The sequence below is a fragment of the Sorangiineae bacterium MSr11954 genome (assembly GCA_037157815.1).
Lineage (GTDB): Bacteria > Myxococcota_A > Polyangia > Polyangiales > Polyangiaceae > Pendulispora > Pendulispora albinea.
Map to the genome: position 1 here is coordinate 605,932 of CP089984.1, position 19,269 is coordinate 625,200.

Here is a 19,269-nt window from a genome sequence, read left to right on the forward strand (position 1 = left end):
CTCGTCTATTTGTAGTGGCCGATCAAATACCCGCTGATGGCTTGCGTAAAGAGCATGCCCAGATCGGTCAAGGTGGCGTGGGCCTTCCCCAGCTCCAGCAACCCGATGCTCTCGAGAAACTGGAGCCTGCCCACGATGGCTTCGCTCGGCCGCTCGCCGAAGCGCTCCTCGAACATCGCAAACGAGACGCCGTCGAGCCGTGGAAGGTTGAAATGACGGAGACCGCGGCTAATCCATTCGCACTGGCGCCACTCCTGCTCGCGGCGGATGATGGTCGTCTCGTCCACACGCGTCGACGACGATGGTTGAAGATACATGGGGGTGTCGACGTTGCGAAACGTATAGTCACCGAGCTCCGATACCGACGACGGGCCGATGCCGAGCAAGTCCTCGCACTGGCTCCGGCCGCTGCGTGCTTGGCACATGCCATCATCGTTTCGCTTTCGGATCACTTGATCGAAGCTGATGGCTTCGTACGTGCCGTCCTTGGTCAGCTCGACCAAGAAGTAATTCAATGCCTCTTGGAGCTCGCTGAACTTGGTGCCAATGGACTCGCGGACTTGGTAGAGATAGATCGAATTGACATCGAGCTTCTTGACCTCGTCGACGTCGCGCACCAGGTCGCTCCACTCTTGCGCCTTTTGCCGATAGAGCAGGTCAACGGAGATATTGGGAAAATAGGTGCGCGCCAGCCCGATGAGCGCGCGCGTCTCGTCCTCCCGTTGGTACGTTCGCCGGTTTGCCTCGTTGACGAGATCATTGAACGACTGGATGCCCACGCTCAGGCGATTGACACCCGCGGCCTGGAAGATCCGGTACTTGTCCTCGTCCAGAATGCGGAACGATGGGAGCACCTCGATGGATACTTCGCGCCGGGTGGGGAAGCACTCCGCCAGGGTCTGCAGAATGGTTTCCAGATGTTGGTGGCTGAGCGCATTGGGGGTACCCCCGCCCAGCGCGATGGTCTGCAGACCGCCGAAATCGAGCCCGGACCGGGACCAGGCGCGGATCTCGCGAACCAGGGTCTCCACGAACGCCGAGTGCTCGTCGGCTTTTTCGGTGCCCGGGCGCACGATGGGGTAGTGGCAGTAAATGCAACGTGTCATGCAGTAGGGTACATGAAGGTAGATATGCCGTACTTTCGTGCCCGAGAGCTCGCCCAACAGGTTCTCGACGGCGCAAATCTTCGTATCGCGCGGCTGGGTGAAGAAGGGGTTCTGGAAGTCGATCTTCTTCGGCTGAACTGCGCCGACCTCGTTCAATCGTCGCTGCGCATCGGCGATCCTTTCGGCCGAAACCGGAAGGAGCCCAACGCGCGTGCGCCTTTGCGCCGGGGTGTCCACGTCGTGGTCGAAAATCGAAATATCGCCATTGGACAACATGCGAGCGATCTACACCACATTTCCGATGGGCGCCAGTTACGGTGCGGAGACTTTGTAATATAAATTTACCTAGCTGTAGCGCGCGCATTTGCGTTAGTCGTTTAAATTGAACGTAGTGTGGAATTCGCGATAGTGTCGTCGGCGCAACACCCGGCGCAGTGTTGTGATTGCGACACGAATTCGCGTGCTCTCTTTCACTCGGTGCGCCAATGGATACCATTGCCGTGGTGAACAAGAACGTTGCATATGGGGTTTTGGCGGCCTGCGGAGCGCAAACCTTGGTGGGCGCTTCGGCGGCCGTCTCCGTTCTCTTGGTGAATTACCCGGTGCTGGGCGGACAGGCCCTGCGTTATGCGGTTGCCACGTTGATATTTCTAATGATTGCGCGGGCGCAGGGCATCGTCTTGGTCAAGCTCGATCGCCGGGATGTGCTTCGGCTCATGCTTCTATCGGCGACGGGGCTCGTCGGCTTCAATGTCTGCATCTTGCTTGCCCTGCGCTACACGCAGCCAACGACATTGGGCACCGTCATCGGTTGCACACCCATCGTGCTCGCGCTCGCGACACCCTTGCTCGAGGGCCAGCGTCCGGGCCTTCGACTGGTGGGGGCCGCGGTTTTGGTGTCGCTCGGGGCCGCGATCGCGCAGGGGTTCGGCGGGGGCGATCCCATTGGTTTTCTTTTGGCGGCGGGTGCGCTGGCGGGCGGAGTGCTGTTCTCGCTTTTGGCGGTTCCTCTTCTCCCGAAGTTGGGCGCGCTCCGTTTGTCGATGTACGTATGCGGGGCGGCGGTGCCCATGTTGCTGCTGGCCGGGATTCTCGCGGACGGCTCCGGTGTCGTTCGTATGCCCACCGTCCAGGAGCTTCTGGCGCTGGCTTATCTGTCCCTTCTGCTGAGCGCCCTGGCCTTCTTGCTCTGGTACTCGGCCATCGTGCGGTTGGGGGCCGATCGGGCCGGGCTCTTCACGGGGCTCGTTCCCGTGGCTGCCGCGGGGGCTTCGATGGCGCTTGGCACGGGGCGTCCAAGCGGCGCGCAGTTGGTGGGCATGGCTCTCGTCGTGTTCGGGGTGCTGGTGGGTTTGGGCGCCAAGAGCGCGTCGCGACCGGAAGGGGCCCATGGCGACCTTCGACGCGCCGCGCGCGCTGGCCCGATGCGCTAACGTGCTCCTTGAACCACGGAGGTCACCTTGGAAGGCAATCGGACGATACCCTGGAACGTAGCCCACTGGCTCAATCGGCCGCCGAGCGTCGACATCGACGGGGACGATTTGATCGTATCGACGGCCGATCGCAGCGACTTTTGGAGGCGGACCAGCTACGGCTTCATTCACGACAATGGGCATGCGCTTCTCGCAGCGCTTCCGCTCGGTACGGCGATCGAGGTGACGTATGAAGCCGACTTCGAGGCGCTCTTCGATCAAGCGGGCATCATGGTTCGGGTCGACGAACGCACGTGGGTCAAAGCCGGCGTCGAGTTCTCCGATGGTGTTCCGCAGTTGGGAGCGGTCGCCACCCGTGAATTTTCCGATTGGTCCCTCGCCCCGGCGCCCGAATGGATTCGAAGGCCGATTACGGTGCGCGCCAGCCGCTCCGGCGACGCCCTGACCATCCGCGCCCACAAGGGCGACGGTCAATGGCAATTGGTCCGCGTGACCCCGCTCGCGCCCGACGTCGTCGCCAACGCTGGACCGTTCTGTTGCTCGCCCACGCGCCGGGGCCTCGTCGTTCGATTCACCCGCTTCGTGCGCGGCGCGGCCGACGCGAGCCTGCACGCCGAAGGGCCCGGCGTCTGACCATTCTGCTATGTTTTACGATGTCGAGCCGGTCCCCGCGCCATGCGACGCGAACGCCTGCAAGAGCGCTTCGTACGCCTCCATGGGCGGGAACTCCTCGAACGAATGCACCGCGCCCGTGACGGCCCACGGCAACTTCGTCTTCGTGAAGGTCTCCAGAAACGGTGCGAACCATGCGTGCTCATCGAGCATGGTCGGGCGCACGTTCACGATGTGCGGCAGCGCCGCCGGGCGCGTGAACATCCAGGTCATACAGTGCGCGCAGAAGAAATGGTGCGCGTCGGGCCCGTGGAGCCCGCCGATGACGGGATCGCCCTGGGTGACCTCGAAGGCGTCCGCCGGAAAGAGCGCCGTCAGCGAGAACGCGCTGGACGACATGCGCTGACAGCCATTGCAATGACACGCCGTCGTGATGAGCGGCGCCTTCGTAACGCGGATGCGGACCCGGTCACAGCGACAGCCGCCGAGCATGGGAAGGTTCATGCGCCGATTGTAGTCGCGCCCCCGCGAGACGCTATGCCCATTTCAACTGCGCGCGCGCGCGCCGCGGCGGGCCCCCATGGCGATCCTCGCGGCCAGCTCGCGCGAGTACGCGATGAACCCCGCGGGCTGCTCGATGGCATAGTCGAAGCCCGAGATGGCGACCGTGATGGCCAGCCACTCGAACGAATCGACGTCGGCCGAGTAGCGGCAGCGGTTCGGATCGAGCTCTTCGAGCGTGCCATCCTTGCCCCCGAGCCGGCTCGCGACCTCGGCGAGCGGCGCGTCGAATGTCACCACCGCGTGATGGCGGGGCACCAAGGTCTTCAGCTCTTCGTGGAGGAAGGTGGAGGCGTCCTTCGAGGGCAGCTCGCGGGGCGCGAAGGTCATCCCGGTATCTTCGAGATCCATCACGCGATCCACGCGAAACGTCCGCCAGTCGTGCCGATCGAGATCCCATCCGAGCAGGTACCAACGGCCTTTCGAGAGCACCTGCCGGTACGGCTCGACCCGGCGGATCGCCGGTTCGCGCTCGCGCGTGCGGTACGTAAGTCGGAGTCTCTGATGCTTGTGGCAAGCCGACGCGATCGTCTGCAGCACGTGCGCGTCGACCTGCGGCCACCTGCTCGGCGCGGCCTCCGTCGATGCGTGGAGGGCACGAACGCGGCGCTGCAGCCGCGCGGGCAGGACCTGTTCGAGCTTGCGCGACGCGTTGGCCGAGCTCTCCGCGATGCCGGCGATGGTCCCAGCCGACGCCAGCCGAAGGCCGATCGCGATGGCCACCGCCTCGTCGTCTTCGAGCAGCAGCGGCGGCATGGCCTTGCCGGCGGTTAGCCGATAATAGCCTTCGGGGCCGCGCGCCGTTTCGACGGGATAGCCGAGCTCCTTGAGGCGATCCATATCGCGCCGGAGGGTGCGCGCGCTCACACCGAGCCGCTCCGCCAGATCGTGGCCGCCCCAGGAGCGCCCGCTCTGCAGCAAGGAGAGGAGCTGGAGCATGCGACGGCTCGGATCGCTCATGAAATTCATTATGGCCCAGGTTGTGGTCAAGATCTGACCTAAATGCACACTATGGTCCGAGCATGGGTGATTTCATACGGGTGGTCGGGGCGCGGGAGAACAACCTCAAGAGCGTCGACCTCTGCATTCCCAAGAAGCGCATTACGGTGTTCACCGGGGTCTCGGGCTCGGGAAAGTCGTCGCTCGTGTTCGATACGATCGCGGCCGAATCGCAGCGCCAGCTGAACGAGACGTTCTCGAGCTTCATACGCCACCGGCTCCCGCACCACGGCCAGCCGGAGGCCGATTCGCTGCAGAACCTGTCGGCCGCCATCGTGGTCGACCAAAAGCGCCTCGGCGGCACCGCGCGCTCCACGGTGGGGACCGTCACCGACATTCATTCCTTGCTCCGCCTTTTGTATTCGCGGATTGGAGCGCCCTTCGTCGGATACTCGGACGTCTTCTCCTTCAACAACCCCGCGGGAATGTGCCCCGAGTGCGAAGGGTTGGGCACGGTGTCGACCATCGACCTCGACGCGCTCATCGATCGCACCAAGTCGCTCAACGAAGGCGCCATTCGGTTCCCCTCGTTCGAGGTCGGCGGCTGGCGCTGGACGCGCTATGTGCGATCCGGGTTCTTCGACAACGACAAGAAGCTCGCAGACTACACGGAAGACGAGTGGCGTACGTTGCTCTACGAGGACGACAAGCCGGTGGTGAACCCTCTGCCCGGTTGGCCTCCGAGCTCGAAGTACGAGGGCGTCGTTCCCCGTTTCCAGCGGAGCTTTCTGACGAAGAAGTCCAAGGAGGTGGAGGGCCGCCACAAAGAGGCCTTCGAGCGCGTCGTGACGCGCGGCCCGTGCCCGAAGTGCAAGGGCAGGAGGCTGAATTCGAAGGTGCTGGGCTGCAAAATCGAGGGAAGGAACATCGCCGATTGTGCCGCGCTCGAGGTGCGCGAGCTCGCCGGGGTGATGCGCGCCATCGACGCGCGCGCGGCCCCGCCGGTGCGCGATGCCATCGTGGAGAGGCTGGAGCAGCTGACGGCCATCGGGCTGGGCTACCTGAGCTTGGATCGGGAGACGTCGACCTTGTCGGGGGGTGAATCGCAGAGGGTCAAGATGGTTCGTCACCTCGGCTCCAGCCTGACGGATTTGACCTATGTGTTCGACGAGCCGAGCACCGGGCTGCACCCGCGGGACGTGCACCAATTGAACGAGCTGATGAAGGTGCTCCGCGACAAAGGGAACACCGTCCTCATCGTCGAGCACGATCCCGATGTCTTGGCCATCGCCGATCACGTCGTCGACATGGGGCCGGGCGCGGGCCGTGAGGGCGGGGAGGTCGTGTATCAGGGCGATCGCGCGGGCTTGATCCGCTCCAAAACGCGAACGGGGAAGTACCTTCGCCGCCGCTCGGAGCTGAAGGCGAAGACGCGGAGCGCCCGAGGTTGGCTGGCCGTGCGCCGCGCTTCGCTGCACAACTTGAGGGACGTGAGCGTGGAGATCCCCAAGGGCGTGCTGACGGTGGTCACGGGGGTGGCGGGCTCCGGAAAGAGCTCGCTCATTCACGGCGTGCTTCGAAAGACGTATCCGGAGACGGTATCCATCGACCAGAGCCCGCTGCGCGGATCCAAACGCTCCAATCCGGCTACGTACATTGGTATTCTGGACGCCATTCGCGAATCGTTCGCGCGCGCGAACGGGGTCAGCGCGTCGCTCTTCAGCTCCAACTCGAGCGGCGCATGCCCCGAGTGCCGCGGGCTGGGCACGACGTACATGGATTTGGCCTTCATGGATCCCATCGTCAGCCGCTGCGAAGCTTGCCAGGGCCGGCGTTTCACCGAGCGGGTGCTCCGTTATACGGTGCGCGGCAAGAACATTCACGAGGTGCTCGCGTCGACGGTGGCCGATGCCCTGGAGTTCTTCGTGGAAGACGGTATCCAATCGGCGCTCCAGCGCCTCGCCGACGTCGGGCTGGGTTATCTGACCCTCGGGCAGTCGCTCGATACGCTCTCCGGCGGGGAGCGGCAGCGCCTCAAGCTCGCCACCGAGTTGGAGAACGCGGGGCCCATTTACGTCTTCGACGAGCCCACCACGGGCCTCCACATGTCCGACGTCGATCGGCTGGTGAAGCTGCTCGATCGGCTGGTCGAGCAGGGGAGCACGGTCATCGTGATCGAGCACAACCTGGACGTGATTCGCCGCGCCGATTGGATCATCGACATGGGGCCAGGCGCGGGGCACGACGGCGGGCGCGTGATCTTCGAGGGGACCCCGGCCGAGTTGGTGGCCGATCGCGACTCCGCCACCGGTCGTCATTTGAAGATGTACCTGAGCGCGACCCCGTTCGACGGGGCGCGCCAACTTCACCCGTGACCTTCGCCGCGACCGGCCCTGCGATGCGGGGCCGCGGGCCGGCCAAGCGCGCCAAGGTTCCACTCCGAGAAGTGACCTCGTTGCGTTGGGTTGCGTTAACATGCCGCCGCGAGAGGGTCCCATGTCAAAGAGCGTTCACGACTTTACGGTTCAGACCATCGACGGCAAACCGAAACCCCTGGGCGACTACCGCGGGAATGTTCTCCTGATCGTCAATGTGGCCTCGGAGTGCGGGTACACACCGCAGTACGAGGGGCTGGAGGCGCTCCAGGAGAAGTACCGGTCCCAGGGCCTGCGCGTGCTCGGATTTCCGTCCAACGACTTCGGAGGGCAGGAGCCGGGTACCAATGACGCCATCCAGCAGTTTTGCACCACCCGCTTCGGCGTGACCTTCGACATGTTCGCGAAGGTGGCGCTCAAGGGCAGCGAGGTGGCGCCGCTTTACGATTGGCTCCAAAACCCCGAGACGAATCCCAACTTCGGCGGGGCCGTTCCATGGAACTTCAACAAGTTCCTGATCGGAAAAAACGGCGAGGTCGTCGGGCGGTTCTTGCACAAAACGGATCCTCTGGCGCCGGAGGTGACGGCGGCCATCGAGGAGGCTCTTCGAGCGTAATCCTGCCCACCTCCTCGGAGCGTGCCCCACACAAATGAGCGATCGGATGAATTGCAGCTGGAGGGGTTCGTCCATGGTTCATTGCAGTTGCACCCCAACTCCGCTCCGAGGAGGTTTGCATGTCTCGTCTTTCTTTGTTTTCGCTCGCCGCCATCGCGATGGCTTCGACCTTTGCCATGGGCTGCGCGAGCATGATCGTCGGTTCGAGCGCCTGGTTCGATAAGCAACGGCCCGACGTGGAGCCGGTGGCCTCGTCGGATTTGGCCTGCACGGTCAAGCCGCTGGAGTTCGTCGCGGTATCCCATGGTGACTTTCGCGAGGTCGAAGCGCGCGGGTGTGGGAAGAAAGTGCAGTACAAGCTCGTAAAAGTCAGCTTCGTGGAAAAATGGGTCAAGTCGTCCGACGTCAAGCCAATATGACGATCGTGCAGGCCACCGTAAGGCCGCTGGGATGGTTCGCGTGATGAAGACGCCGGCGTTGCGGCTTACCTGAGCGTCCGCCATCGGCCGCGCGCGCCGGCATGCACCGCAGGGCGCGGCTCACGCATCCTACCGTGAGGAGGCGGAGGCAAATGCACACGGCTCATCCAACGACCGGTCCGCGTAGCGCCACCATCGCGGGTATGGTTCGTCCCACGGCATGAAGCTCGAAAGGACGTTGCTTCTATTGGCAGTGCTCGGCGCGACCATGAGCGCCGCGCCGAGCACGTACGGCTTCTGCCGAAGGACCACCGGGCGAGAGCCCAACGATCCATCCGACACGAATCGCTGCACGGGGTGGGACGAGCAAGCACGCAATGCGTGCTGTCCCTACGGCAAGCCGCTCTACTGGAAGAACGCCTGCATCGGGTTCAGCCTGCAAAAGAACGCGAGCCGCGAGGTCTCGTTGAGCGACGCACAACGGGTATTTACGCGCGCGTTTGCCACATGGACGGCGACCACGTGCTCGCTCGATGGGGTCCCGGTGGGACGGGTGAGCCTCGACGTGAAGTACCTGGGGCCCGTCGAGTGCGGCAAGGTCCAATACAACGACGAGGGACCCAACCAGAACGTCATCGTGTTTCGCGACACGGGATGGGATCACCTCGATCCGACCAACACGCTCGGGCTGACGACGGTGCAGTACGATACGGGCAGCGGGGAGATTTTGGGCGCCGATATGGAGATCAATGCGTCCCAACCGCGCCCGCTCTCGGTCAGCGATTCCCCGCCCGCCGAGGCGCTCGATCTCTTGGCCATCGCCACCCACGAGGCGGGGCATTTCCTAGGATTTGCGCACTCGGTGTCCGCCGACGCCACGATGTATGCATCCTACCGCGGCGTCAGCATGCGCGATCTGTCGCCCGACGACTCCTCGGGCATTTGCAACGTATACAACCCCAACCAAACCCGCTCCACGGGCGACGGCCGGGTGCGCGCGGAGGCCTGCGATGAGCGGCCCCGGAACGGATACACGGGCGCATGCGATCAGATGGGCGCGTCGATCGAAGGCGGCGGCTGTGCGGCGTCCCCGCGGAGCTCCTCGTCATCACCGTCGTCCGGGACGACTTCGTATTTGGCCATGGCGCTCACCGCCTTGAGCTTCGCCGTCCTGCGGCGCGTCCGAAGTTTGCGCGCCGCGCGCGCTCCGCGACGTCGATCCTAGGTTGCGCGCGCGGGCCGATCAGATGCCTTGCGCGCGTCGTCGCTTGCGAGGATGACCCAAGGTGAGGAGGTCGAGCTCTTCGGAAGGGGTGGTATCCGCGCCCAGTCCATCGCGCACGTGCTCCAGCGCGCGGGCGGTGAGCCGGGGTGAGTTCGATGCCGTGCAATCGTCCGGCACATGGAGGTGATAACCCAACATGTGCGCGTCGTTCGCGGTAAACACCACGCAGAGGTTCGTGGCGAACCCCGTGAGGATCAAGGTGCTCACGCGAAGATGGTCGAGCAAGAGCCGCAGCGGCGTCGAAAAGAACCCCGAGTGCCTCGGCTTGAGGACGAAGTAATCGCCGCGCCGAGGCCGAAGCCGGAAGGTCACATGGCGACCCGGCTTCGACGGCCTGGTGCACGCTTCGATCGTTGCCTCGAAGCTCGATCGCCATTGACCGAAGTTGTCGTTCACGTAAATAACGGGCACCTTTGCCTTCCGCGCCCGCCGCGCGAGTTGCTCGATGTTGGGCGCGGCCTGGGTCGCCGCCGCCAGCAAGCTCTCCGAACCTTCGAAGTCCAGAGCGTTGATGACGTCGATCAAGAGAAGCGCCACCTTGGACGGCTTTCGACGGGAAGACTTCGGTATCGCCATGTAAGGTCGTTATTTGTCGTCCGTACGTTTCTTGATATCGTCCTTCACGTCTTTTGCGGCTCCCTTCGTCTCTTGCGCCGCATTGTCCACCTTCTTGCCCGCCCTCTCGGCCGGACCTTCCGCCGGTTTTCGGTCATGGCACGCGGCGAGGAGGGCGAAAAGAAAGAGCATCGAAATCGTCAGCCAAATCGAACGTTTCATAGTCACCTGTCGTGCATTGCAAGCATGTATGGAATCGCGAGGGATGCCTCTGATGCCACGGCACCATGGCCGGATTGCAACGCGGACTGCAACGGACGTGCCGCTCGAGAAACGGTTCGCGCTGGCGCCTTCGCGGTGGCGCCATGGAGGCCGGCCTATGGCCACGCCATGGGCAAAGGCGCCGCATCCGTGACCATTCTCCACACGGCGAAGCGCTTCGAAGGGGACGCAAGCTCGGCGGGTGCGCGAGCGGCGGCGATCACGTCCAGGTGTTGGCGCGCTCGAGGAGCGGCCCGCGCTCTCGATTCACCACACAGAAGCGCTGGCCCGTGGGCGCCTCCATGACCCACCATCGCTTGATGAACGAGATTCGCTTGGCTCCGAGGCTCTCCAAGCGCGTCACCTCGGCCTCGAGATCATCGGTCTCGATATCGAGATGAATTCGGCTCTCGTGCTCGACCTTCTGGAGCACGATGGTGGGCTCGCCGGGGATCGGGGCAAGGTCGCGAAAGTCTCCGCTGTTGCTTCGGATGGGCTGGACGGCGCGACCCAAGGCTTGGCTCCAGAAGCGGGAGGCCGCATCGATGTCGTCGACATGGCAATCGAGAACGAGGGTCGATAAGCGACTACGGTGCATGGGAGTCTCCATGGCGTTTCATGACGCCGGCGGGCAAATGGTGAGGCCCGCAACCGTAGCGCGGAGTGGCTGCGGCGCGCGAGCCTCACGCCATGGGTGGCGCGTCCCGCCCCACCGCCGAGGCGTTACGGGCCGAAGGTATCGGCGAGCTCCTTGGCGCCTAAGTTCTGTTGGAAGGTCGAGAGCGGAGGGATGCCCTGGATTTTACCTTGGGCCTTGAGGAATTCGGCGGCGCTGAGGAGGTTTTGCGCGAACGCGCCCGGCTTTTTGGGGGTGCCCAGGTAGTCGGGGCCGGCCTGCTCTTTGGCGTCGAGCAAAATCAGCTGATCGATTTGACGGGACGCCTCGGCGGGGACGAGATTGAGCTGCCGCGCGACGGCGGCCGCCGCGGCGGTTTTGTCCTGGCGTACGAGCTTCACCGCGCGATCTTCTTGGGTCAACCACGCCTGCACGGCCTTGGGGTACTTGTCGGCGAAGGCGTTTCGGACCACCGCGAGATCGGCGGTGAGCTTGCCGCGCTTGGCCAGCTCGCCGCTGGTGACCAAGGTCTTTCCGTCTTTCTGCAGCTGCGCGAGGTGCGGCGTCCACACATAGGCGGCGTCGATGTCCTGGCGGGTCCACGCGGCTTGAATGTCCGGTGGCTCCATGTCGAGGAGCTTGACGTCGGACTCGGTGAGCCCGGCCTCCTGCAGCGCCGCGAGCAGGCTGTAGTGCGAGGTCGAGGAGAAGGGGGTGGCGATCTTCTTGCCCTTGAGATCCTTCACCGAGCCGGCACCGCGGGCGACGAGGGCCTCGTTGTCGCCGATGACATCGAAGATCCAAACGACTTTGTATTTGATGTTCAGCGGCGCGGTCAGACCTTTGGTGACCGGGCTCGAGCCCGCCAGGCCGATGTCGATGCTGCCGGCGATCATCGCGGTGTTCACGTCGCCGCCCGAATCGAACTTGCTCCAGGTGATGGTGGTGTGGGGCAGCGCCTGCTCCAGCCATTTCTGGTCTTTGACGATCAAGTCGCCATTGGGAATCAATTGGTACCCAATTCGCAGCGTCTTGGGGCTACCGTCGGGGTTGGCCTTGTCCGTGTCGCGGGCGGTGCTGGAGGAGCAACCTGCGAGCCCGAGGCTCAGCGCCGCGAGGACGGTGATCAGGAGCGTAGGGATCTTCATGCGATGAGTCCTTTCAGGTTTTCCCACGCCAGGGCGCGAGCCGGCGTTCGGCATAGTGCAGGAGGCCGTCGAGGATCAGGCCGGAGGCTCCGATGATCAGCAGGCCGAGAACGACGATGTCCGTCTGGTTGTAGCGCTGGGCATCGCGGATCATGCCGCCCACGCCGGGCACTCCATTGACCGTTTCGGCCGCGACGACCGTGGTGTAGACGACTCCGACCGCGATCCGGACGCCGGTCATGATCTCCGGAAGCGCAGATGGCAGCACGATGCGCAGCGCCACCTGCCACCGATTCGCCCCCAAGGTCCGCGCCGCGTTCACGTAATCCTGGTGCACACCCGATACGGCGTCGGCCGTGGCCACGGCCACCGGGGGCAGCGCGGCGATGAGCAGCAGCCAAATCTTCGACAGCTCGTCGATGCCGAACCAAATGATGAGGAGGCTGAAATAGGCCAACGGCGGCAGGGTGCGCACGAACGTGATCAGCGGCGCGATCAAGGTGCGGATCACCGGCACCAGGCCGATGAGCAGGCCGAGCACGAGGCCACCGGCCACCCCGAGCACACTTCCGATCAAGATGCGGCGCAAGCTCGTAAGGAGATGCTCGTACAGCAAATAGCCGCTCACCCCGCGCTGGCCATCGTGCACCGTCGACGTTTCGATGAGCCTGTCCCACACCGCGCCGGGCGAGGGCACGAACACGGGGTCGAAGATCTTTGCGGCCGCGATCGCCCACCAGAGCGCCAGCAGGATCGAGACCGCACCCGCTCGAAGCCCGAAGTTGCCCACGGCCACCTGGGTGGCGAGCCGGCGCCGGGCCACGTCCAGCTGCAAATCTGCCGTTTCTTCGTCGACGACGCGGGCGCTCATCGCGTTTTCTCCCGAAGCAAGGGCGCGGGCTCGCCGCATGCGACCATCCGCTGCTCGCGCTCCATATCCATTAAACTAGACAAAATGTCTCTTATAACGGAAGCTGCCGGGGGTCAAGGCGTCCACGGATCGCGCGGCGGATGAAATTTTTGCCCCTCGTTTCGCGGACGGAACGCACCGGCGTCCTCGCGGGCGGCCGGCGCTTCGCGTGTGAAATCATGAGCTGCGGTCGCCACGCCGGCGATCGACGCGCTGTTCGTTTACGCCCTCGAGGCCGCGCGCATGCGGCATTCGTCATCGCGCGCGGCGGGGGGTGGTCCGTTTGGTGCCGGCGGCACGCGGCTCCCTCCGCAGCGACAGTCCATCGACGAACAGGGTGACGAGACGGTGAACGCGGCGCGCATCGCCCGCGTGCTGCGTGGCGGCCAGGGAGACGGCCGTGGCCATGCACACCACGTCGTCGAAGTCGACGTCGCGGCGGACTTCACCCGAGCGCTGCGCGAGCGCGAGGAGCCTCTGCCCTTCTTCGGTCGCCGCGTGACAGCCCGGCGAGCCGCTCTGGAGCACCACCCCCAGCGACGCGGCCAGCCCCCGGTAGACGCTCGCGTGGCGCACGAGCTCTTCGAGGAACGAACGAAGCGCGGCGGTGCGCGAAGACGCGCGATGGTCGCGGCTCCTTTCAGCGAGGGCGAGCAGCCGCTCGTCGCACGCCGCGGCGAGCAGCGCTTCACGCGTGGGAAAGTGCCGGTAGAGGGTCCCGATGCCAACCCCCGCGCGCTTGGCGACGTCGTCGAGGGAGGCCTCCGCCCCGTGCTCCGTGAACACGGCTTCGGCCGCCGCCAGCAATTTGTCCCGATTGCGCTTGGCGTCTGCGCGCAGCCCGCGCTCGGGAGGGACGGTGGAAGGATTCGTTCGCACTTGCAAAACGGAGGATAGCTCCGTATTTAACCGGAGCAACTCTCCGTTTCGGCGAAAGGTAGATTACGATGGCCGCGAAGAACGAGTTCGTGCTGGTGCTGGGAGCGACGGGTCAGCAAGGCGGCGCCACGGCGCGCGCGCTGCGGAGAGACGGGTGGCGCGTCCGCGCGTTCGTCCGCGATCCGCAGAGCCCGCAGGCGCAGGCGCTCGCCCAGCTCGGGGTGGAGCTCGCGCAGGGCGATCTCGACGATCGCAGCTCGCTCGATCGCGCCATGGGCGGTGCGTTCGGCGTCTTCAGCATCCAGCCGAGCTCCGGACAACCGCAGTACGGCGTCTCCGACGAGGACGAGCTCCGCCTCGGGGTGAGCGTGGCCGACGCGGCGAAGAGCGCCGGTGTCGCGCACTTCGTGTACACGTCGGCAGCCGGGCTGCGGCCGGGAACCGGGGTCGGTCACTTCGAGAGCAAGTGGAGGATCGAAGAGCACGTGCGCGCCAGCGGTCTTCGCGCCACCATCGTGCGCCCCGCCGCGTTCACGGACCTGCTCCTCTGGCCGGTGTTCGGCCTGTCGCGGCGCGAGCTCGTGTTCTTCCAGCAGCCCGATCGGGCGATGCAGTTCATCGTCCCCGAAGACATCGGCCCGCTGGTCGCTCACGTATTCTCGAACCCGGAGGCCCACCTCGGCGCGACCATCGAGCTCGCGGGGGACGAGCTCACCGGCAATGAGCTGGCGGCCCAAATCAGCCGCGCGACCCACGAATCCGTCTCGTACGCCCGCTTCCCACCCGAAATGCTCGCACAAAATCCGCTGTTCGGCCGCCTCGTCGACGTCGTCGACCGCGAAAAGGTCTTTGGACGAGCCGACATCCCCGCGTTGCGCCGCATTCACCCGGGCTTGCGCACCGTCTCGACATGGCTCGCGCAGGGCGGCGCGGAGGCGATTCGCGCGCTCTTCACGGTGTGAATCCCACGCGAGCCTTGCTCATTCGCGCGCGGCTCAGATTCGCCTTTCCGTTCTGATGTGCAACCTGCACTGACGAGAGAAATAGCGACGACTCCTATTCGATCGCCGCCGTCTTCGCGTATGAGTACATCGAAGCCTCATTTGGCATGAGATGAGCTGACGATGACGGACACGGGAGAGGACGGATGCAGGAGAGAGCGTGGCTGCCATGAAGCTTCCTTGCGTAAGGGGAGCTCACGCGCGCCAACGCTCCTTGCTTGGATGTCTCCTTCTCAGCGTCCGCGTCAGCATCGGCATCGGCGGAGCGGGCTTTGCCGGTTGCAACCTATTGCTCGACAATGGATCTCCAACCCTCAAGCGTCCGCCCGACACCCCTCCCGGCGACGCGGACGCTGCCACGGGGTGCGATCCGAATGCACGCTTTGCTTCACCTCCCAAAATAATCGAAAATTTCCCCGGCTGGAAAGATGGGTTGTACCTATCTCGCGACGAACGGACGATGTATTTCGCGATTGCACAACCCGCTCGAGCCGCAGGTGTCGACCCGCACAGGCTCGCGGTCGCTCATCGCGATGGGATTGGCGATCCGTTTCGTGAATACAGCTAGTGATACCGACATCTGGACGGCGACACGGGCTCGTACGAGCGACGATTTTGGTCCAGCAAGACGCGTAGCCGAGTTGAGCGATGTCGTGAGCGAGGCCCCCGGCTGGCTCTCCGCGGATCATTGTAGGCTCTATTTCTATCGATTTCAGGAAGACACCATGGCGCAGCCTCGTATCTACGTTGCAACACGGCCTGCTCGATGAGTAGAATTCCGTTCTTAGCGGATGTGCGTGCGCATACGATGGAGTGCCTTGGACCATGATGACGCGTACCGAAAGGGCGACGATGCTCGAGAACGCGCGTTCGGCGGTGCGCGGTGACGATCCTGCGCCGCGGCTTCACGTGATAGCGCGTACGGATGGCCGGCTTGCCATCGCGTTTCTCGTGACCCTTCTTCGCGCGGACGGAGATCTCGTTCTGCCGCTATCCGAAGGAAAAAATCTCGTGGGTCGCATGAGCGATCGGCTGGGGCTGACCGAATCATGGCCGAGGCCTTACGCGGTCGAGAGCGCACAATGGGTCATCGAGTGCCAACCCGGCCAGGCCGAGGTCTACGACGCCGCCTCGACGAACCTGAGTATTTTACTGCCCCGTGAGTTTGCGGACGACGCGCCCCTGCAGGATGGGATTCATTCGTTCGAGGCGCTCACGGTCATGAGGGGCGCCATACCTCTGCCGCATCCCAACGCGCCAAGTGAGAGGCATCGGTACCCTCTTCGCGAGGGCGACGTTTTGCGCGGCATGTATGCGAGTCTTTTATTTGGTTGGATGCGGCCTCCTCGATGAGCGAAATCGATGCGCCGTGCGACCCTCTCGTGAAAACGGAATCGTCCGCGCTTCGCTCAATTTCGAACGGCAATCACCGTTGCGTGATGCAGATTGTCGTTGAAGTTCACTTCGGTGTCGGCGGCATCGCCTCCGGCGCTCGGTTCGAGGCTGACATTGCCGACGAGCATCCCCGCCGGTCCCCCGGGTTCCAGCTCGATGGGGAGGGTGAGCTGCCGCTCCCAGCCCGGCTCGAGGCCCGGCGGAATCGAACAAAGAACGATCTCGGGGATAAGCGGATCGGGATGGGGCTCTTGGACGCGGCAGCCGGCCGGCAAGGGGGCCGAGCGGTCCACGTTGACATAGAATGGAGTGACGTACACCAATTCGCTGGGGCCCTGGGTGGCTCGCCGGCCCACGTTGCCATAGCGCACGGTGACCGTGCGCGGCGCGTTCACCGAGAGTGCAGGTTGATCGGTGCTGACCCATAGATCCACGCCTTCGCGCGGCGGCGGGCTCTTTACGGCGGAGCGGTGAAGTCCGAATATGGAGATGTTGTCGGCTATGTACCCCTCGACGTCGTTTTCGCCTGGGTCGACGAACATGGTGCCGGTCATGAACCCGATGGGGCCGCCGGGCAGCACGTCGAGGGGTAGATCGACGGACCTCTGTTCGCCGGGCGCCATGCCCGCAGGAATGATGCACTCTGCAACCTCGGGAATATTCGCCTGCGGATTGCTCACCACCACCTTGCACCCCGCGGGCAGTCGCGCGCGATCCACGTTGAAGTAAAATGGTGGAACCACCACCAGGCGCGCCGGCGATTGGGTGGTGAGGTTGCCGCGGTTGGTCACGCGGAAGGTGGAGATGATGTTCGTGCCGGGCGTCGCGGCCACGTTGTCCGTGACCACGGCCAAATCGACCGCGTCTGCCGGCGGCGGCGGCGATGGTGTGCCCAATCGAGCCGGCTGGCCGGCCAATGCGGTCTTTGGTGTGTCGGGCCCGAGGGATTCTGCGCGGGGGCCCGTCAGCATCAACACGTGAATGGGGTGGGCGTTGTCCACCCCGATGGGGTCGACGTCCGGGCCCCCGCCGGTCCCCGCGGCCAAACCAAATCCGAGCTGCATCCCCGTCGGGCCGCCCGCCACCAATGTCAGCGGGATCCCCAATTCTCGCTCCTCGCCGGGCTTCAAACCCGCGGCGACACCGCATTCGACGATCTCGGGAACGTTGGGCGCCGTATCGGTCAGCCGCATTTGGCAACCCGGCGGCAGCGGAACGTCGGCGTCGATGTTGGTGAAGAAGGGGGTGCGGTAGATCACCCGGGTCGGTACGCTCGTCGCGTTCGGCCCGGCATTGCCAATGGTCAATGTCGCGGTGGTCCGGCTGCCCAAGCTGATCGGAACTTCGTTGCTTGCCAAATAGATTCCCACGGTGTTGCCAGCCGGAGGTGGCTCCCCCACCTGGCGCAGTCGAACGACGGATGCCGCGGTCAAATTGTCCGCCAGCGCCATTTCACGGTCGCGCGAGCCGGCCGCCGGGAGCACCATGGCGCTGCCGTAATTGCGACCTCGTGGCCCGCCCGGAACCAACGCCACCGGAACCGAAAGCTCCCGCTCCGTGCTCGGCGCGATGGTGCCGTCCACGTGACAAATCAGCACTTCCGGGAGGAATGGATCGAGGTTCTCGTATCGCAGCTCGCACTCCGCGGGTACGGGTCGAGCAAAATTGACGAAGAACGGCGTTACCACCGTGACCTCCGCGCCCTGCGCAGCATCGCGGCCGCGATTGCCGACGCGCAAGGTGAGCACACCGGTTTCCCCGGGCACGAGCAATGGCGGCTGCGCGTTGATGGTGAGATCCACCTCGGCGCCTGGTCCGCACGCAGGTCCACCGCTCACCAGGGCGAACGCCGCAAACAATGAAATCCGTACCGCTCGCATCGCATCCCCCTCGCGCCGATCATCCCCGGACCACGCTAAGCTCGATGATGTGAAAATGACGTACAAGGGGCTCGTTCGCGCATCTTATCCGAATCGAAGGATGCGCCGAGCGATCTGCCTTGCTCGTGCGATGGGCCCTCGTCTCATTCCGTTTCGAATGTCCGATTCGCATGAGAATTCACGCGTAGGTCGCCGACGAGCTTCGTGCACCCCCGTCCGGCAGGAACGAAGCGAGCCTGGCGACGGCAATGCCTCGCGCGTGGCGGCGCGGTGAGCTATCGCCCCGCCGGGCGACCTTTGCGCGCGGGGGGGCGAATGCCGACGAGCGCGGCGATGGTCTCGCGGATCCAGCGGTGGCCCGCGTGTCCGTGGCTGCGCTCGTGCCACAACATGCTCACGGCAAACCCTTCGGCGATCATGGAGAAGTCGACCAATTTCAGCTTGTCCGCGCGGTCGCGCACCAGCCGTTCGGGGATCAGGGCCACGAAGTCCGATTGGGCGACGATCTCGGGGACGAAGAGAAAGGAAGCGGCGGAGAGCACCACCGTGCGGCTGTATCCGAGGGCCGCCAAGGCTTCGTCGACGGGGGTGACGAAGCCGCCGCCGAGTGGCGAGACGATCACGTGCTCCAATCGAACGAACTCCTCCACCGTGAGCCCGTCGCGCAGCCGGGGATGGTTTCGACGGCCGATGAGGACATAGCGTTCGTCGAACAGGTGACGGTTGCGAAGGCTGGGCGGGGCAATTTGTGGCCGCATGAAGGCCAGATCGACGTCGCCCCGCGCCATTTGTGCCTCCAATTGCAGCAGATCGAGGTAGCGCACGGCGACGCGCACGCCGGGCGCCTTCTTGCGGAGCTCCTTGACCAGCGGCATGACCACGGTCGCCTGCAGGTAGTCGGTGCACGCGATGGCGACCGTTAATTTGGCCTTGGCGGGGTCGAAGTTCCCGTGGTCCGTCACCAGCGCCCGGACGCGATCCAGCGCCTGGCGCAAGGGATCGAGCAGCTCGAGCGCCTTGGCCGTGGGGGTCATCCCGCGGTGCGCCGGAATGAGCAGCGGATCGTCGAAGACCTCCCGCAGGCGATTCAACTGGGCGCTCACCGCAGGTTGGCTCAGATGCAGGCGGGCGGCCGCCTTGGTGACGTTCTGCTCCACCAGCAGTGCCTCGAGGGTGACGAGGAGGTTCAGATCGAGGTGCTTGGTATCCATGGGGTGGATAGTACTCAAGAACTCATACGATTCCACTTATAGCGCGGTCGGGCCCAGACTCTTGCTC

The 19,269-nt window shown here is 64.5% G+C and carries 19 protein-coding genes; 8 read left to right on the top strand and 11 right to left on the bottom strand.

What is annotated here, in order from left to right; all coding sequences use genetic code 11:
- Window positions 1-5 precede the first annotated feature (5 nt).
- A complete protein-coding gene (locus LZC94_02480) occupies window positions 6-1,382 on the bottom strand; it encodes a radical SAM protein (protein ID WXB16147.1) in 1,377 nt (458 codons plus the stop codon).
- 209 nt (window positions 1,383-1,591) lie between these two features.
- Here LZC94_02480 and LZC94_02485 point away from each other — a divergent pair, with 209 nt between their 5' ends.
- Together LZC94_02485 and LZC94_02490 are read left to right on the top strand one after the other, a co-directional pair.
- The gene (locus tag LZC94_02485; protein ID WXB16148.1) at window positions 1,592-2,539 is read left to right on the top strand and encodes a DMT family transporter; all 948 of its coding nucleotides are present in this window, start codon (window positions 1,592-1,594) and stop codon (window positions 2,537-2,539) included.
- Window positions 2,540-2,566: 27 nt separating this feature from the next.
- On the top strand, window positions 2,567-3,172 hold the full coding sequence (locus LZC94_02490; protein WXB16149.1) for a DUF1349 domain-containing protein: 606 nt from the start codon (window positions 2,567-2,569) through the stop codon (window positions 3,170-3,172).
- Window positions 3,173-3,187: 15 nt separating this feature from the next.
- Here the strand turns inward: LZC94_02490 and LZC94_02495 are convergent, their stop codons facing one another.
- Together LZC94_02495 and LZC94_02500 are read right to left on the bottom strand one after the other, a co-directional pair.
- Complete coding sequence (locus tag LZC94_02495; protein WXB16150.1) at window positions 3,188-3,655, bottom strand: GFA family protein; 468 nt, start codon at window positions 3,653-3,655, stop codon at window positions 3,188-3,190.
- Window positions 3,656-3,697: 42 nt separating this feature from the next.
- On the bottom strand, window positions 3,698-4,672 hold the full coding sequence (locus LZC94_02500; GenBank protein ID WXB16151.1) for a YafY family transcriptional regulator: 975 nt from the start codon (window positions 4,670-4,672) through the stop codon (window positions 3,698-3,700).
- A gap of 62 nt (window positions 4,673-4,734) precedes the next feature.
- Between LZC94_02500 and LZC94_02505 the strand changes: the two genes are divergently transcribed.
- From LZC94_02505 to LZC94_02520, 4 genes are all read left to right on the top strand, one after another.
- Window positions 4,735-7,026, top strand: a complete 2,292-nt coding sequence (locus tag LZC94_02505; protein ID WXB16152.1) for an excinuclease ABC subunit UvrA — start codon at window positions 4,735-4,737, stop codon at window positions 7,024-7,026.
- 121 nt (window positions 7,027-7,147) lie between these two features.
- Window positions 7,148-7,642, top strand: a complete 495-nt coding sequence (locus tag LZC94_02510; protein WXB16153.1) for a glutathione peroxidase — start codon at window positions 7,148-7,150, stop codon at window positions 7,640-7,642.
- 119 nt (window positions 7,643-7,761) lie between these two features.
- On the top strand, window positions 7,762-8,061 hold the full coding sequence (locus LZC94_02515; protein ID WXB16154.1) for a hypothetical protein: 300 nt from the start codon (window positions 7,762-7,764) through the stop codon (window positions 8,059-8,061).
- 220 nt (window positions 8,062-8,281) lie between these two features.
- Entirely contained in the window at window positions 8,282-9,286 is a 1,005-nt protein-coding gene (locus tag LZC94_02520; protein ID WXB16155.1) for a matrixin family metalloprotease, read from the top strand.
- A gap of 18 nt (window positions 9,287-9,304) precedes the next feature.
- On the opposite strand, the gene LZC94_02525 is transcribed toward LZC94_02520, so the two are convergent.
- The 6 genes from LZC94_02525 to LZC94_02550 form a co-directional block, all read right to left on the bottom strand.
- Window positions 9,305-9,922: a cysteine hydrolase gene (locus tag LZC94_02525; GenBank protein ID WXB16156.1), complete on the bottom strand. Its 618-nt coding sequence runs from the start codon at window positions 9,920-9,922 to the stop codon at window positions 9,305-9,307.
- Window positions 9,923-9,931: 9 nt separating this feature from the next.
- Window positions 9,932-10,123 (bottom strand): hypothetical protein, encoded by a 192-nt coding sequence (locus LZC94_02530; GenBank protein ID WXB16157.1) that lies wholly within the window; start codon window positions 10,121-10,123, stop codon window positions 9,932-9,934.
- 259 nt (window positions 10,124-10,382) lie between these two features.
- A complete protein-coding gene (locus LZC94_02535; GenBank protein ID WXB16158.1) occupies window positions 10,383-10,760 on the bottom strand; it encodes a VOC family protein in 378 nt (125 codons plus the stop codon).
- A 125-nt stretch (window positions 10,761-10,885) separates the two neighbouring features.
- Window positions 10,886-11,926, bottom strand: a complete 1,041-nt coding sequence (locus LZC94_02540) for an ABC transporter substrate-binding protein (protein WXB16159.1) — start codon at window positions 11,924-11,926, stop codon at window positions 10,886-10,888.
- A 13-nt stretch (window positions 11,927-11,939) separates the two neighbouring features.
- A complete protein-coding gene (locus LZC94_02545) occupies window positions 11,940-12,797 on the bottom strand; it encodes an ABC transporter permease (protein ID WXB16160.1) in 858 nt (285 codons plus the stop codon).
- 294 nt (window positions 12,798-13,091) lie between these two features.
- Window positions 13,092-13,715 (bottom strand): TetR/AcrR family transcriptional regulator, encoded by a 624-nt coding sequence (locus LZC94_02550; GenBank protein WXB16161.1) that lies wholly within the window; start codon window positions 13,713-13,715, stop codon window positions 13,092-13,094.
- Window positions 13,716-13,783: 68 nt separating this feature from the next.
- On the opposite strand from LZC94_02550, the gene LZC94_02555 reads away from it, so the two are divergent.
- Window positions 13,784-14,677, top strand: a complete 894-nt coding sequence (locus LZC94_02555; protein ID WXB16162.1) for an NmrA/HSCARG family protein — start codon at window positions 13,784-13,786, stop codon at window positions 14,675-14,677.
- A gap of 864 nt (window positions 14,678-15,541) precedes the next feature.
- The gene (locus LZC94_02560) at window positions 15,542-16,069 is read left to right on the top strand and encodes a hypothetical protein (GenBank protein WXB16163.1); all 528 of its coding nucleotides are present in this window, start codon (window positions 15,542-15,544) and stop codon (window positions 16,067-16,069) included.
- A 56-nt stretch (window positions 16,070-16,125) separates the two neighbouring features.
- On the opposite strand, the gene LZC94_02565 is transcribed toward LZC94_02560, so the two are convergent.
- On the bottom strand, window positions 16,126-17,991 hold the full coding sequence (locus LZC94_02565) for a hypothetical protein (protein WXB16164.1): 1,866 nt from the start codon (window positions 17,989-17,991) through the stop codon (window positions 16,126-16,128).
- Window positions 17,992-18,266: 275 nt separating this feature from the next.
- Complete coding sequence (locus LZC94_02570) at window positions 18,267-19,202, bottom strand: LysR family transcriptional regulator (protein WXB16165.1); 936 nt, start codon at window positions 19,200-19,202, stop codon at window positions 18,267-18,269.
- Window positions 19,203-19,269: the final 67 nt, after the last annotated feature.

Coding starts and splice junctions, on each gene's coding strand:
- LZC94_02495 (WXB16150.1), bottom strand. CDS start 3,655: ATGAACCTTCCCATGCTCGGCGGCTGTCGCTGTGACCGGGTCCGCATC.
- LZC94_02520 (WXB16155.1), top strand. CDS start 8,282: ATGAAGCTCGAAAGGACGTTGCTTCTATTGGCAGTGCTCGGCGCGACC.
- LZC94_02540 (WXB16159.1), bottom strand. CDS start 11,926: ATGAAGATCCCTACGCTCCTGATCACCGTCCTCGCGGCGCTGAGCCTC.
- LZC94_02545 (WXB16160.1), bottom strand. CDS start 12,797: ATGAGCGCCCGCGTCGTCGACGAAGAAACGGCAGATTTGCAGCTGGAC.
- LZC94_02560 (WXB16163.1), top strand. CDS start 15,542: ATGATGACGCGTACCGAAAGGGCGACGATGCTCGAGAACGCGCGTTCG.
- LZC94_02500 (WXB16151.1), bottom strand. CDS start 4,672: ATGAGCGATCCGAGCCGTCGCATGCTCCAGCTCCTCTCCTTGCTGCAG.
- LZC94_02565 (WXB16164.1), bottom strand. CDS start 17,991: ATGCGAGCGGTACGGATTTCATTGTTTGCGGCGTTCGCCCTGGTGAGC.
- LZC94_02525 (WXB16156.1), bottom strand. CDS start 9,922: ATGGCGATACCGAAGTCTTCCCGTCGAAAGCCGTCCAAGGTGGCGCTT.
- LZC94_02530 (WXB16157.1), bottom strand. CDS start 10,123: ATGAAACGTTCGATTTGGCTGACGATTTCGATGCTCTTTCTTTTCGCC.
- LZC94_02485 (WXB16148.1), top strand. CDS start 1,592: ATGGATACCATTGCCGTGGTGAACAAGAACGTTGCATATGGGGTTTTG.
- LZC94_02510 (WXB16153.1), top strand. CDS start 7,148: ATGTCAAAGAGCGTTCACGACTTTACGGTTCAGACCATCGACGGCAAA.
- LZC94_02515 (WXB16154.1), top strand. CDS start 7,762: ATGTCTCGTCTTTCTTTGTTTTCGCTCGCCGCCATCGCGATGGCTTCG.
- LZC94_02505 (WXB16152.1), top strand. CDS start 4,735: ATGGGTGATTTCATACGGGTGGTCGGGGCGCGGGAGAACAACCTCAAG.
- LZC94_02570 (WXB16165.1), bottom strand. CDS start 19,202: ATGGATACCAAGCACCTCGATCTGAACCTCCTCGTCACCCTCGAGGCA.
- LZC94_02555 (WXB16162.1), top strand. CDS start 13,784: ATGGCCGCGAAGAACGAGTTCGTGCTGGTGCTGGGAGCGACGGGTCAG.
- LZC94_02480 (WXB16147.1), bottom strand. CDS start 1,382: ATGTTGTCCAATGGCGATATTTCGATTTTCGACCACGACGTGGACACC.
- LZC94_02535 (WXB16158.1), bottom strand. CDS start 10,760: ATGCACCGTAGTCGCTTATCGACCCTCGTTCTCGATTGCCATGTCGAC.